The sequence below is a fragment of the Vitiosangium sp. GDMCC 1.1324 genome, from assembly GCF_003044305.1.
Taxonomy (GTDB): Bacteria; Myxococcota; Myxococcia; order Myxococcales; family Myxococcaceae; genus Archangium.
In genome coordinates, this window is record NZ_PZOX01000023.1 from 49121 (window position 1) to 61889 (window position 12769).

Annotated in this window: 12 protein-coding genes; 7 read left to right on the plus strand and 5 right to left on the minus strand. The window is 67.8% G+C overall.

Annotation, left to right across the window (positions count from 1 at the left end; all coding sequences use genetic code 11):
• Positions 1 to 444: 444 nt before the first annotated feature.
• Positions 445 to 1446, minus strand: a complete 1002-nt coding sequence (locus DAT35_RS45045) for an alpha/beta fold hydrolase (protein WP_108075519.1) — start codon at positions 1444 to 1446, stop codon at positions 445 to 447.
• A 54-nt stretch (positions 1447 to 1500) separates the two neighbouring features.
• Here DAT35_RS45045 and DAT35_RS45050 point away from each other — a divergent pair, with 54 nt between their 5' ends.
• The 3 genes from DAT35_RS45050 to DAT35_RS45060 all read left to right on the plus strand — a co-directional run bounded on the left by DAT35_RS45050 (position 1501) and on the right by DAT35_RS45060 (position 4075).
• Positions 1501 to 2292: a class I SAM-dependent methyltransferase gene (locus DAT35_RS45050; protein ID WP_108075520.1), complete on the plus strand. Its 792-nt coding sequence runs from the start codon at positions 1501 to 1503 to the stop codon at positions 2290 to 2292.
• Positions 2293 to 2311: 19 nt separating this feature from the next.
• Positions 2312 to 3121 (plus strand): GNAT family N-acetyltransferase, encoded by an 810-nt coding sequence (locus DAT35_RS45055; protein ID WP_108075521.1) that lies wholly within the window; start codon positions 2312 to 2314, stop codon positions 3119 to 3121.
• Between the two features lie 81 nt (positions 3122 to 3202).
• Positions 3203 to 4075, plus strand: a complete 873-nt coding sequence (locus tag DAT35_RS45060; RefSeq protein WP_108075522.1) for a DUF459 domain-containing protein — start codon at positions 3203 to 3205, stop codon at positions 4073 to 4075.
• 9 nt (positions 4076 to 4084) lie between these two features.
• Here DAT35_RS45060 and DAT35_RS45065 read toward each other — a convergent pair whose 3' ends face one another.
• From DAT35_RS45065 to DAT35_RS45075, 3 genes are all read right to left on the minus strand, one after another.
• A complete protein-coding gene (locus DAT35_RS45065; protein WP_108075523.1) occupies positions 4085 to 4306 on the minus strand; it encodes a hypothetical protein in 222 nt (73 codons plus the stop codon).
• Between the two features lie 98 nt (positions 4307 to 4404).
• Positions 4405 to 5013 carry a GNAT family N-acetyltransferase gene (locus tag DAT35_RS45070; RefSeq protein WP_108075524.1) on the minus strand — a complete coding sequence of 203 codons (609 nt, stop codon included), beginning with the start codon at positions 5011 to 5013 and terminating at the stop codon, positions 4405 to 4407.
• 37 nt (positions 5014 to 5050) lie between these two features.
• Positions 5051 to 5434 carry a hypothetical protein gene (locus DAT35_RS45075; RefSeq protein ID WP_108075525.1) on the minus strand — a complete coding sequence of 128 codons (384 nt, stop codon included), beginning with the start codon at positions 5432 to 5434 and terminating at the stop codon, positions 5051 to 5053.
• A gap of 142 nt (positions 5435 to 5576) precedes the next feature.
• On the opposite strand from DAT35_RS45075, the gene DAT35_RS45080 reads away from it, so the two are divergent.
• A complete protein-coding gene (locus DAT35_RS45080) occupies positions 5577 to 5915 on the plus strand; it encodes a hypothetical protein (RefSeq protein WP_108075526.1) in 339 nt (112 codons plus the stop codon).
• 77 nt (positions 5916 to 5992) lie between these two features.
• Here the strand turns inward: DAT35_RS45080 and DAT35_RS45085 are convergent, their stop codons facing one another.
• A complete protein-coding gene (locus DAT35_RS45085; protein ID WP_158502143.1) occupies positions 5993 to 7288 on the minus strand; it encodes an OmpA family protein in 1296 nt (431 codons plus the stop codon).
• A 159-nt stretch (positions 7289 to 7447) separates the two neighbouring features.
• Here DAT35_RS45085 and DAT35_RS45090 point away from each other — a divergent pair, with 159 nt between their 5' ends.
• The 3 genes from DAT35_RS45090 to DAT35_RS45100 all read left to right on the plus strand — a co-directional run bounded on the left by DAT35_RS45090 (position 7448) and on the right by DAT35_RS45100 (position 12684).
• Complete coding sequence (locus DAT35_RS45090) at positions 7448 to 8671, plus strand: low specificity L-threonine aldolase (RefSeq protein ID WP_108075528.1); 1224 nt, start codon at positions 7448 to 7450, stop codon at positions 8669 to 8671.
• 147 nt (positions 8672 to 8818) lie between these two features.
• A complete protein-coding gene (locus DAT35_RS45095; protein ID WP_108075529.1) occupies positions 8819 to 11404 on the plus strand; it encodes a response regulator in 2586 nt (861 codons plus the stop codon).
• 179 nt (positions 11405 to 11583) lie between these two features.
• Complete coding sequence (locus tag DAT35_RS45100) at positions 11584 to 12684, plus strand: glycerophosphodiester phosphodiesterase (protein WP_233262088.1); 1101 nt, start codon at positions 11584 to 11586, stop codon at positions 12682 to 12684.
• Positions 12685 to 12769: the final 85 nt, after the last annotated feature.

Genomic DNA, 12769 nt, shown 5'->3' on the forward strand with positions numbered 1-12769 from the left:
CCGCTGCCTGATTCCTACTTCCGCCGCGCGAGTGGTGGAGCGTTGATGAAGGCGAGAGCTATGGCGAAGGTGGAGGAATGCGCCTGACACAGGCCGCTCAAGCTGCGCGGCCGGCCAGTGGAGGGGCCGGCCGCACCCCCCAGGCGCGTCTGGCTCTTGCCGAGGAGTACGCTCCCTGTGCGGCGCCGTCCGACGAGCGCGTGTCGGTGGCCGAGGTGGTGGAACTCATCCGCAAGGCCGCGGCGGCGAGGAATGGGAAGAGCATCCTCGCGCGGTGCGCGCCGGCCTCATGGGACGTGACTGGATGGGCTTGCCCCAGTTACGTGGCTCTCCCGCACTTTGTGTGAATCCTGGGCGCATACGGATGGTCGCAAGAGCGAGGCTCGCCTGCTCGCTACCGCTGAACCACACGAAGTGCGGGAGAGCCACAAAACCGGGGCAGGCTCACTTCCCGAGGAACCCGAGCAGGGCCTGGTGCCACTTCTCGGGGGCCTCGAAGTGGGGGATGTGACCCACGTTGGGAATCTCCACGAGCGTCGCCTTGGGGAACGCCTTGGCGGCGCGCTTGCCGAGCTCGGGGTACTGGCCGAGCTTCGCGAGTGCCTCGGGAGACACGCGGGCGCGGCCGAGCGTGGTGCGATCCGCCTGCCCGATGACGAGCAGCACGGGCGCCGTCACCAGGGGGAACTCGTGCACCACGGGCTGCTGGTAGATCATCTGCTCGGTGGCGGCCGAGACCCAGGCGAGCCTCGGGTACTCGGCGCTCAGCGTCTGGCGGAAGGGAATCTGGACGTACTCGTCGAACTCGGGGCGCCACGTGACGTAGTAGGTCTTCTGGTACTTGCGGATGGACTCCTCGGTGGTGCCGAGTTGGTCGCGGTAGAGGTCCTCGGTGGAGCGCCAGGGAACGAGGAAGCGGTAGTCCTCGAGCCCGATGGGATTCTCCAGGACGAGGTGGGTGGTGGCCTCGGGGAACATGCGGGCGAAGCGGGTGGCGAGCATGCCGCCCATGGAGTGGCCCACCACGACGACCTTCGGGATGTCGAGCTTGTCGAGCAACTGCTTCGTGTTGGTGGCGAGCGTGTGGAAGCTGTAGTCGAGCGCGGGCTTGGAGGACTTGCCGAAGCCCACCTGGTCGGGGACGACGACGCGGTAGCCGGCCTCGCTGAGGGCGCGGATGGTGACGTTCCAGTAGGAGCCGAAGAAGTTCTTCCCGTGGAGCAGCAGGACGGTGCGGCCGTTGGCCTTTCCGGCGGCGGGCACGTCCATATAGGCCATGCGGACATCCTGGCCCTGGAGTGTGAGCGGGAGGTACTGGACGGGGTAGGGGTAGGAATAGCCCTCGAGCGCGATGCCGAGCGGCTCGGGAGTCTTCGGGGCCTGGGCGGAGGCGGGTGCGGCGCACAGCAGCAGGAGGAGTGCGAGCAGGGGTCGCTGGATGATCATGGGACCTCCTAGTATGCGTGTGAAGATGCGTGCGCACGAAGAAGAGGAGACGGCATGAGACCAGGAGTCGATCTTCGGGACTACAACCGCGAGGCGTGGAACCGGCAGGTGGCGAAGGGGGATCGGTGGACGCTGCCCGTGGGGCCGGAGGTGATCGCCGCGGCGCGCCGGGATGAGTGGAGCGTGGTGCTCACTCCGAACAAACCGGTACCGCGTGCGTGGTTCGGGGACCTGACCGGCAAGGACGTGCTGGGCCTGGCGAGCGCGGGTGGACAGCAGGGACCGGTGCTCGCGGCCGCCGGGGCGCGCGTCACGGTGTTCGACAACTCATCCGCTCAACTGGGTCAGGATCGCAAGGTGGCCGAGCGCGAGGGCCTGTCCATCCGTCTGGTGGAGGGGGACATGCGTGATCTCTCGGTCTTCCCGGACGAGAGCTTCGATCTGATCTTCCACCCCTGCTCCAACGGCTTCGTGGACGATGTGCGGCCCGTGTGGCGCGAGGCCTTCCGGGTGTTGCGGCCCGGCGGGGCGCTGCTCTCCGGGTTCTCCAACCCGGTCATCTACCTGTTCGATCCGGACCTGGAGAAGCAGGGGGTGATGCAGCTCAAGTACCGCATGCCGTACTCGGACCTGACGAGCCTCACCGATGAGGAGCGCCGCCGGTACACCGACAACGGCGAGCCCCTGTGCGTCGGGCACTCGCTGGAGGACCAGATCGGCGGGCAGCTCGAGGCCGGGTTCCTGCTCGCGGGCTTCTACGAGGACAAGCACGTCGAGGGAGACCGGCTGTCCGAGTACCTGTCGGGATTCTGTGCCACCCGGGCGGTGAAGCCCACGAAGCGGTGACACCCGAAGACACTTCCCGATGACGACCCTGATCGAACGATTGCAGTCCTATATGCGCCGCGCTGCCGCGGGACGTTACGAGTCCGTCCCGGTTGCGCCCTTCACGGCGTTCATCCATTCCAGCGACCCGCTCATCTACTTCAACTACGCCATCCCGGACGGGCCCATTTCGGGGGACGTGAGCGAGCCGCTGCGGCGGCTCCGGGCGGTGTTCACGGAGCGGAAGAGAGTGCCCCGCTTCGAGTACGTCTCCGAGCTGGCTCCGGCCCTCGCGGACAAGCTCCTCGCCGCGGGGTTCCGGTTGGAGGCCGAGGCGTGGGTGATGGTCTGCACGCGTGAGAGCTTCACCCCGGTCGCACCTCCGGACGCGCTCGAATTGTCGATGCTCACACCTGGCTCCTCTCGCGAGGAGGTGCGCGCGTATTGCACCACCGTGAGGCGGGGCTTCTCCCCGAACGAGCCCTACGAGGCCTCCGAGGAGGAGATCTCCAGGATGCTGAAGGATCTCGGGGAGAGCGGGGCGGTGCTGGGGTGCGTGGAGGGACAGCCCGCCGTGGTCGGCATGTACACCCGGCCCTCCGAGGGGATCTCCGAGCTGGGAGGAGTGGCGACGATCGAGCGCTTCCGCAAGCGGGGACTCGGCACCGCGCTGACCTCCCGGGTCGCGCAGGAGGCCTTCGCGCGGGGCGTGGACACGCTGTTCCTGAGCACCATCTCCGAGCAGGCCGGCCGCATCTACGAGCGAGTGGGATTCCGGTTCGTGACGCGGATGCTCTTCTTCGTCGATGCCTCGCACCCGGAGGGGGCCTCGAATCCCGTGTCGGGGTAGGGGGATGCCCGTTCGTCTCTCCGGCGGGCGGGCAGCCGATTTGTTCTCAGCCGGGCACGGGCGCGGTAGCTTGCGCGCGAGATGGAGCCCCTCCTCGCTCGTGTGCTCGTGTGCCTGGCCGTCCTGTCCACGGGAGTGGTGCGCGCGGCGGAAGGGGAGTCGCCGCCCGCCCCGGAGCTGCCAGCGGCCCAGCGGACGCGGACCGTGCTCCTGCTCGGGGACAGCCTGATCGTCACCAGCTTCGGCGAGTACCTCGAGAAGTCGCTGAATGAGTCCCCCGGAGTCCGCGCCGTGCGGCGGGCGAAGTCCTCCACCGGGCTTGCCCGCCCCGACTTCTTCGACTGGATGGCGGTGGGCCGCGAGGAGATCGAGCGCCACCAGCCCGACGTGGTCGTCATCATCATGGGCGGCAACGACGGACAGGGGCTCACGGACGACAAGGGCAAGGCGAAGGTCCAATGGGGCGCCTCCGGATGGGAGGCTGCCTACCGCCAGCGCGTCGAGGACTTCCTTCACGTCCTCGCGGCACCTGGCCGGAAGATCCTCTGGGTCGAGCTGCCCGTCACCGGGCTGAAGAACTTCGAGCGCAAGCTGGGGGTGATTCGCCGCGTCCTGCGCGAGGCCGTCTCGGCCCATGAGGCCGCGACCCATCTCGACACCAGGCCGTTCTTCACCGACGCGAAGGGTGCCCTGCTGCGCGAGGCTCGGGTCGAGGGCTTCCGCAAGCCGATGCGGTTGCGGATGGACGACGGGGTCCACTTCACGTTGGCCGGTGGCATGTACTTCGCCAGCAAGGTCTACCCCGAGGTGATGGGATTGCTCGGGTCCAGCGAGGACTCGGGGCCCGCCAACCCGCCACCCGCGGAGCTCAACACGCTGGAGCCGGCGGTCTGCCGCGAGTCCGATGCCGCATCGGAGGTCCCGATGACGCCCGTGGCCTCCTGCCGTCCTTGAGACTGGGGCTCAGGGCTGGCCCGTTCCCGGATGTGTCGGAGCGGGCGCGGGAGTGCGCTTCTTCGGAACGAGGGCGCGGCGCGGACCCCGGATGGCGTAGTTCAGCAGCATCCCCGCCGGGAGGAGCATGCCGATGCCCTGGGTGAGGTCGGCTGGTGGGTGGACCACTGCTCCGAGCGCCATCGCGGTGAAGAGCAGACCACAGACCAGACGGATGACGAGTGAGCTCACGAGGGAATCCTTGGGACGGGGTGAACCAGGATAACCAGGGGTTTCTTCCGTGCACGTCCGCCCGTGAGAAAGCCCTCGGCATGGAGCCTGCAGCCGCATCAGCGTGAGCGCCGGGCTGGGGTCTTCCCCGGTGCGGACGTGAGGCTCCGGCGCACGCGCTGCTTGCCGGAAGGCCGCTCGGCTACCACCTCGAAGCCCTGCCTCAGGAAGAGGGGCACCGTGCCCGTGTAGACGGAAGCCGCGGGCATACGCCCGCTCGCCGCGGAAGGCTTCATCGGATAGGCCTCCACCACCTCCGCCCCGCGCTTCTTCAACACCTCCAGTGCTGCCCGCAGCAACTCGGAGGCCACGCCCTGGCCCCGCCAGTCCTTGTGCACGAAGAAGCACGGGAGCGACCAGACGCGATCCGCGTCGTCGCACTTCAGGCTTGGAGCCCGGTCCAGCTTCTTGAACTCCCGCCGGGGCCCCAGTGCGAGCCACCCCACCGGCGCTCCATCCACGAAGGCCAGCAGCCCTTGGGCCTCTCCGCTTTCGACCAGCGCCTTCATCCGCCGCTTCGCCTCGGCGCCCTTCACCTCGCTGAAGCGCTCGCCCTTCTCCAGCCGCCAGAAGGTGCACCAGCATCCGGCGCACGCGCCGTTCTTCCCGAACAACTTCTCGAAGGCGGGCCACAACTCCGGTGTCAGCTCACGTGTCTCGATTCGCATGGCGGCCACACCTTAGCCTTGTGGTCCTCTTGCGCGTCTATCCGAGCCAGGCGATGAGGGCGCGGACGGCTTCCTCCCTCCGCCGGGAGGCCTCCTGGACGCGCTGGAGCGTCCCCGCCAGTGCGCCCATTCCCTTCGAGGCCCGCTCGGGGGCCGTGCGGTAGTTCTCGGCGAGCTGCTCCAGGTGCTCGCGCAACCGCGGGTGGCGCTCGCGGAGCTGGGCGGGCCCCGTGTCGGGTTTCACCTCCAAGACGAGCGCCGAGGCGAGTTGCTGCCACTCCTCGAGGCTCCGCCCGGTGCGGTTCGCGAAGCCACGGCGCACCATGGGCCTGATGAAGAAGGGCATCGACGAGAAGTCACGCGCCGTGTCCTCGAGGGTGTTGCGGAGCGCGGCGGCGAGGGTGACGGGATCCGGGGTCATGGGCGCGGAGCCTACTCCAGACGGAGCGGCGGGGAGAGAGAGCCAGACCGGGACTCCGCGTGGTGTCCACGGCCTTTCGGGAGAGGAGGGGAGTGCGGCCTCGTGCCTGTGCTACCGTCGTGCCGCCGAAAGAGCTATCGCCATGCGATTCAATCCAGCCGTCCTCATCATCACGGGAGGCTTCAGCCTCTTCTTCCTCATCTCTGGGGTGCGCGCCCTGGTGCGCAAGCGAATGACGGTGGTCAACCCAGACTCGCCTTCGGCATGGCCTGGCCTGTTGGGCTCGCTCCTCGTCGAGGCCCGAAAGCCATACGACGTACCCATGCCAGGTGGGCCCCATCTCGGCCCCCACATGGAGGCCACCGGAGCCAGGGCCGTTGGCATGGCATGGCTCTACATCGTGCTCGGCGTGGCGTTCCTCCTCGTGGGCCTCTTTCACTTCCTCATGGACAACGATCTCCTCTCGTTTTTGTTCGACTGAGCCTTGCCATCGGCCATGCCGGGCGAGCTGCACCAGCGCCGTCACGAAAAACGGTATGGGCTTTGGAGTGGAGTGGGCTACCGCTCGAGGACGACGAGCTCCACGCGCCGGTTGAGGTCCCGTCCGCGGGCGGTGAAGTTGGGTGCCTTCGGGCGGGTGTCCGCGAGGCCCACCGTTTCGATGCGAGCCGGGTCCAATCCCGCTTGCACGAGCAGCTCGGCCACCGCGCGAGCCCGCGCCTCGGAGAGCTGTTTCCGCGCGCTCTCCTCGCCCTCGTGGTTGTCGGTGTGGCCCTCGATGCGGATGCGCTGGATGGGGCGGCGCACGACCGTGTCCACCAGTTGAGGGAAGAGCGCGTTGCCCGCCGGCAGCGGCGTCACCTTGCCCTCGGGGAAGCGCAGGGGCTTCACCAGCTCGAGCCGATCGCTCTTCTCCTTCACGAGCTTCTTCTTCGGCGCGCGTACCAGCGTGAAGTCCAGCGGCTTCGCGTTGCCTCCGGCGAGCTGAACCCGGCGCGTCTGCGCGAGGAAGCCGGGGGCGATGAGGTCGACCGTGTAGTCGCCGGGAGCCAGCTCCACGGGCGTGGGAGCTTTGGCTCCCTTCTTCAGTGCCACCTTCTGGGACGTGGCCCCGCGCACGGAGAGCGTGGCCGCCATGGGCTTGCGGCTCACCAGCGCGCGCACCAGGAGCTTCGCTTTCTGGGTCTGCGCCGGGGCGGCCGGTGGAGGAGTCCCTGGATCGCGAGGCGCCTTCGGTGGCTCCGGAGGTGGCGTTGCTTCCCGGGCGATCGCCACTCCCGCATCAGGCGGTGCCGTCCGCCCCGGGTGGGGCTCGGGGAGCGTGGCGTCCTCGAGCTTCGCGATCATCTCCATCGTCACGTCGTGGGCCAGCTTCACCTTCAGCCGCGGATCCCTCGCCTCCGGCACGAGCAGGGTCATGGCCTTCACGTCCACGCGCAGCCCTCGCTGCGTCTGGAAGTTGAGCGTGGAGGTCATGTTCCACAGCAGGCCGGATGTCTGGCTGAACAGGTTCCACGAGGCGTCCATGTAGACGACGTTGGACACGAGGCTGTGCGGGCCGTCCTTCACCTTCTTCGTCGTGAGCACATGGGGGCCGGGGGAGCCGATGTCGTCCACCGGGGGAACCTCGAGCGGCTCACCATCGAGCGTGAAGTGCACCTCGACGAGCTTGTACTCGGACGGATCCAGGCCCGCGAAGAGCAGGCGCACTTCCGGCGCCGGACTGTTCACCATCTCCTGGAGTTGCCGGTCGAGCTCGGCGCGCACCTGCTCGACGGATGGCGGCTCCGCGGCGCGCGAAGCACCGGCGGAGAGCACCACTGTCAGCAAGCAGAGCTTCAGCAGCGGGTTCAAGAGGGGAGTCCAGGTTCGTCGGGGGCCCCCTATCATCGCATATCGGCGGTGTTCCTCCCGTTTCTGGCACGCTCGCTTCCCCAGCCACCGTGCATTCGTGGAAATTACGCTACGTTCACCCCGCCGCTCTCCCCATCCCTCACCAGGAGTCGCTCTCGAATGGCCCCCAACGATTTCAGCCGGGGCGAGTTTCTCGCCCTCTCCGGTCTGCTGGCGGCGGATGCAGCCGCGTCCAGGGTTGCCCCGCGCCCGGCGAAGGAGGCCGCCGACGCCGGGGTGGTGACGCGGGCCGCTCCATCCGGGCCCTCGCGGGAGGATCTGCGCCGCGGTTGCCGCGCCGCGCTCGCGCCTGGCCCCTCCGGGAATGATGGCGCCGAGCTGATCCGCATCGGCGAATGGGTACAGCGTCAGGGCCTGTCGGCGGACGTGTACGGCAATGGCGAGCTCGTCCAGTCCTTCGAGCGGCGCGTGGCGGGCCTGCTCGGTTTCGAGGACGGGTGCTTCATGCCGACCGGCACCATGGGCCAGCTCATCGTGCTGCGGATGTACGCGGATGCCGGGGGCAAGCGCACCGTGGGCCTCCACCCGTCCTCCCATCATGTGCTGCACGAGGACGACAGCTACGCCGTGCTGCACGGCCTGCGCGCGGTGCAGCTGTCGCCCTGGGTGAGGCCGGTGCTCGCCAGTGACGTGCGCGAGGCCCGCGAGCCGCTCGATGTCGTCAGCGTCGAACTGCCGGTGCGGTGGCTGGGCGGACAACTGCAGTCGTGGGAGCAGCTCGAGGAGCTCAAGCGCACCTGCCGCGAGCGGGGCGTGAAGTTGCACATGGATGGCGCGCGCTTGTGGGAGAGCCAGCCCTTCTACGGGCGCTCCTACGCGGACATTTGCCGCGGCTTCGACTCCGTCTACGTGTCCTTCTACAAGATGGTGGGCGCCATGGGCGGGGCGATGGTGGTCGGCGGGCGCGACTTCATCTCCACGGCGCGCCTCTGGCGGCACCGGCACGGCGGGAACATCTTCCAGATGATGCCCTACGTGGCCTCGGCGGCGATGCGCCTGGACGACGCGCTGGCCCGCATTCCGGGTTACGTCCAACGCGCGAAGCCCCTCACCGAGGCGCTGGCGGCGGACTCCCGCCTCACGGTGCTGCCCCGTCCCGTCCAGACGAACATGTTCCGCGTCTTCCTGCGCGGTGACCCGGCGGCGCTGTCGCGCCAGCGCGATCGCATCGCCCGCGAGCAGGGCGTCTGGGTGGCGAATGGTTTCGGCCAGACGCGTGTTCCTGGAATCGTCGAGACGGAGCTCCAGGTGGGCGAGGGTCTCGCGGGCATCAGCGACGCGGACGCCGCTCGGGCCTTCCTCCGGCTGCTCGAGCCAGCGTGACGAGGGGGGCCTCCGAAGAGGCGGGCAGTCGCCTGTGCGGCCGGTGTCCATGCCGCGATGCTGGAATGCGTATCCACGGATTCTCGCGGCTGAGCCAGCCGGGCCTTGCAAGCAAGGAAGTGGAGGGGCGTCAGCCGTCTTTCAACCATGCCGGACACCATCGATTTCGAGACGCTCTTCAACCACTCCCCGAACTCCTACATGTTGCTGGACCGCGAGCTGAGGTACGTCGCGGCCAACGACGTCTATCTGCGGGTCACGGCGAGCCGGCGGGATGAGCTCCTCGGGCGCAACGTCTTCGATGTGTTTCCTCATGATCCGGAGGATCCCGGTAACACCAGTGCGCGCCTGCTCCGGGCGTCACTCGAACGGGTCCTGACCGGGCGCGTGCCGGACACCCTGGCGCTCATTCCCTACCGGGTCCCACGCCAAACCGCCGAGGGGGTGGTCACCGAGGAGCGTTTCTGGAGTGCCACCCACACTCCCCTCCTCGATGCGCGGGGGGAGGTGGCCTTCATCCTCCAGCACACCGTGGATGTGACGGAGCTGCAGAGGCTCAAGAGGGCCGTGGGTGCCACTGCGGCCCGGGAATCGGCTATCTCCTCGGACCAGGTAGAAGCTGGCGTGTTGTACCGGGCGCGGATCGTTCAAGAAACCAACAGCACCCTGGATGCCGAGCGGCGTCACCTCCGCCGGCTGTTCGATCAAGCGCCCGGGTTCGTGGCCTTCCTGCGCGGGCATCAGCATGTCTTCGAGCTGGCCAACCCCGCCTACTACCAGCTCATCGGCCACCGCGAGATCGTCGGCAAGCCGGTTCGCGAGGCGCTTCCCGAGATAGAGGGGCAAGGCTTCTTCGAGCTGCTCGATCAGGTGTTCACGACGGGAGAGCCGTTCGTCGGCCTGGGCGTGCAGGTCTTCTTGCAGCGTCACCCCGGTGCACCGCTCACGGAGGTGTATGCCGATCTGGTGTACCAGCCCATCATCGAGTCCGATGGGACGGTGTCGGGCATCTTCGTCCAGGGCCATGACGTCACCGAGCGGAAGCGTGCCCAGGATGAGCTCCGCCAGTACCGTGAGCACCTGGAGGAACTGGTCCAGGAGCGCACCCGCGCACTCGCGGAGAGCGAGGCCGAGCGGCGTCAGACGGAGGCCGTGTTACGGCAGTCCCAGAAGATGGAGGCGGTGGGCAAGCTCACGGGTGGCGTGGCGCACGACTTCAACAACCTGCTTCAGGTCATCGGGGGCAACCTCCAGCTCCTGCAGCGGGACCTGGTTGGCAGTGAGCAGGCCCAGCGGCGTTTGAAGGCCGCCATCAGCGCCGTCGAGCGCGGCGCCAGGCTCGCCTCGCAGTTGCTCGCGTTCGCGCGGAGGCAGCCGCTCGAGCCCGTGGCCATCAACCTGGGCCGGTTGGTGCGGGGCATGGGAGACCTGCTGCGGCGTGCCCTGGGTGAGCGCATCGAGCTCGAGACGGTCATCTCCGGTGGGCTCTGGAACACGTTCGCCGATCCCAACCAACTCGAGAACGTCATCCTGAACCTGGCGATCAACGCCCGTGATGCCATGGAGGGGGAGGGCAAGCTGACCATCGAGTCTGGCAACGCCATGCTCGATGACCACTACGCCCGGAGCCATCCGGAGGTCGCGCCCGGGCAGTATGTGCTCCTGGCCATCTCGGATACCGGCTGCGGCATGTCCCCGGAGGTCCTGGAGCGGGCCTTCGAGCCATTCTTCACGACCAAGCCCGAGGGCCGTGGCACGGGGCTGGGTCTGAGCATGGTGTATGGCTTCGTGAAGCAGACGGGCGGCCACATCAAGATCTACAGCGAGGTCGGGCACGGGACGACCATCCGGATCTATCTCCCGCGCTCGTTCCAGGCCGAGGTGTCACCTGTCGAGGTCGTGACGCGCCCGATCGAGGGAGGCACCGAGACCATCCTGGTGGTCGAGGACGACGCCGAGGTGCGCGCCACGGTCGTGGAGCTGCTGACGGATCTCGGTTATTGCGTGCTCAAGGCCTCCGACGGGCAGAGCGCGCTGGCGATCATCCAGAGCGGCTTGGCCGTGGACCTGCTGTTCACCGATGTGGTCATGCCCGGCCCGGTCCGAAGCCCGGACCTCGCCAGGCAGGCCAAGGTGCTCCTGCCCGACCTCGAGGTGCTCTTCACGTCGGGTTACACGGAGAATGCCATCGTTCATGGTGGCCGGTTGGATCCCGGCCTCAGCCTGCTGAGCAAGCCCTATCGGAAGGAGGAGCTGGCCCGGAAGCTCCGCCACCTGCTGCGCAACCGCCAGCAACGGAGCAGCGCCCGACAGGCACTCGCCACGGAGGAGCGCGCCGGGCCCGGACGCGCTCAGGAGACTCCGAGGAGGGGCTCCTTGCGCATCCTCCTCGTGGAAGATGATGAGGAGATCCGCTCGTCCGCGAGCGAGTTGTTGGACGTGCTCGGGCACGAGGTGCGGGCCGTCGCGAGCGCGGAAGAGGCCCAAGAGGTGCTCGCCGCCAGCGGCTTCGACGTGCTGTTCACGGATGTGTCCCTGCCAGGCCTGTCGGGGGTGGCGCTGGCCCGCGAGGCCGTCCGCCTGTATCCCGGGCTGCGGGTCATCATTGCCTCCGGATATGGCGCCTCGGTGATCAACGAAGGCGGCGAGGTGGTGGGAGCCGTGCTGCTGCCCAAGCCCTATGAGCTTTCGCAGCTCCAGAGCGCGCTAACGCGAGCGGGGAGCTCCCCCTGAAGGTGTTCACGGTTTGACGCTGTCGTCCCTCATTGTTCACCTGACTGTCATGCGCGGGTGCTACGTCCCCGGTCCCCCAGGACGTACGCGTCACCTACAAGGAGACACTCCTGTACCCGCACATCCCTCGCCGTCATCCGCTTCGCTCTTCCTTCCGGCGCTCCCTTTCGCTGTCCGCCGTGTTGCCGCTCGCGGCGGCATGCGCCCTCACGCTGACGGGCTGTGAGGAAGATCTCACGCGCCCGATCGCGGACAAGGTGCTCGTGGTCGGTCATCGCGGTGCGAGCGCGCTGCGGCCGGAGCACACGCTGGCGAGCTACACCAAGGCGATCGAGGACGGCGCGGACATCATCGAGCCGGATCTCGTGTCGACGAAGGACGGCGTGCTCGTGGCCCGCCACGAGAATGAGATCTCCGGCACCACGAATGTGGCGGACGTGGCGAAGTTCGCGGATCGCAAGACGACGAAGACGATCGACGGTGTGCAGCTCACGGGTTGGTTCACCGAGGATTTCACGCTGGCCGAGCTCAAGGAGCTGCGCGCACGTGAGCGGATTCCGCAGGTGCGCCCTGACAACAAGACGAACTACAACGACCAGTTCGAGATCCCCACGCTCTCCGAGGTGATCGCGCTGGCCAAGGACATGTCGGGCAAGGCGGGCCGCACCATCCACATCTACCCGGAGACCAAGCACCCGACCTACTTCCAGTCCATCGGGCTTCCGCTGGAGGATCGGCTGATCTCCACGCTGAAGGCAGACGCGTTCACCGCGAGCCAGGCTACGGTCTACATCCAGTCTTTCGAGGTGGCGAACCTGAAGGCCATCCGCGAGAAGATTGGAACCTCGCAGCCGAACTGGAGGCTGGTGCAGTTGATGGATGAGGCGTCCAAGCAGCCCTACGACTTCGTCAAGGCGGGCGATGCGCGCACCTACGGCGCTCTGATGACCGCGGAGGGCATGAAGGAGATCGCGAAGTACGCCAACGGCGTCGGTCCCTACAAGCTGAGCATCGTCAATGTCGACAGCGCGGGTCAGTTCCAGGCGGCGAGCGAGCTCGTGCGCAACGCGCACGCGGCGAAGCTGCTGGTGCACCCGTACACCTTCCGTCCGGAGAACAACTTCCTCCCCGCTCCGCTCAAGTCGGAAGGTGTGGACAGCACGCGCAATCCCGCTGGCTCCATCAAGGAGATCCAGACGTATCTCGACGCCGGCATCGACGGCTTCTTCACCGACGATCCCGCGGTGGGCCGTCAGGCGGTGGATACGTACAACCGCTGAGCCGCCGCATCCTCGGGGGTGAAGCCCAGACCACCCTCGAGGGAGCCGGGCTCCGGTACTCGGGAGCCCGGCGGTGTCACATGAA

What these genes read in the sequence shown, in the direction of transcription:
- DAT35_RS45045 (WP_108075519.1), bottom strand. Translation starts at nt 1,446, where the DNA reads ATGATCATCCAGCGACCCCTGCTCGCACTCCTCCTGCTGCTGTGCGCC.
- DAT35_RS45050 (WP_108075520.1), top strand. Translation starts at nt 1,501, where the DNA reads ATGAGACCAGGAGTCGATCTTCGGGACTACAACCGCGAGGCGTGGAAC.
- DAT35_RS45055 (WP_108075521.1), top strand. Translation starts at nt 2,312, where the DNA reads ATGACGACCCTGATCGAACGATTGCAGTCCTATATGCGCCGCGCTGCC.
- DAT35_RS45060 (WP_108075522.1), top strand. Translation starts at nt 3,203, where the DNA reads ATGGAGCCCCTCCTCGCTCGTGTGCTCGTGTGCCTGGCCGTCCTGTCC.
- DAT35_RS45070 (WP_108075524.1), bottom strand. Translation starts at nt 5,013, where the DNA reads ATGCGAATCGAGACACGTGAGCTGACACCGGAGTTGTGGCCCGCCTTC.
- DAT35_RS45075 (WP_108075525.1), bottom strand. Translation starts at nt 5,434, where the DNA reads ATGACCCCGGATCCCGTCACCCTCGCCGCCGCGCTCCGCAACACCCTC.
- DAT35_RS45080 (WP_108075526.1), top strand. Translation starts at nt 5,577, where the DNA reads ATGCGATTCAATCCAGCCGTCCTCATCATCACGGGAGGCTTCAGCCTC.
- DAT35_RS45090 (WP_108075528.1), top strand. Translation starts at nt 7,448, where the DNA reads ATGGCCCCCAACGATTTCAGCCGGGGCGAGTTTCTCGCCCTCTCCGGT.
- DAT35_RS45095 (WP_108075529.1), top strand. Translation starts at nt 8,819, where the DNA reads ATGCCGGACACCATCGATTTCGAGACGCTCTTCAACCACTCCCCGAAC.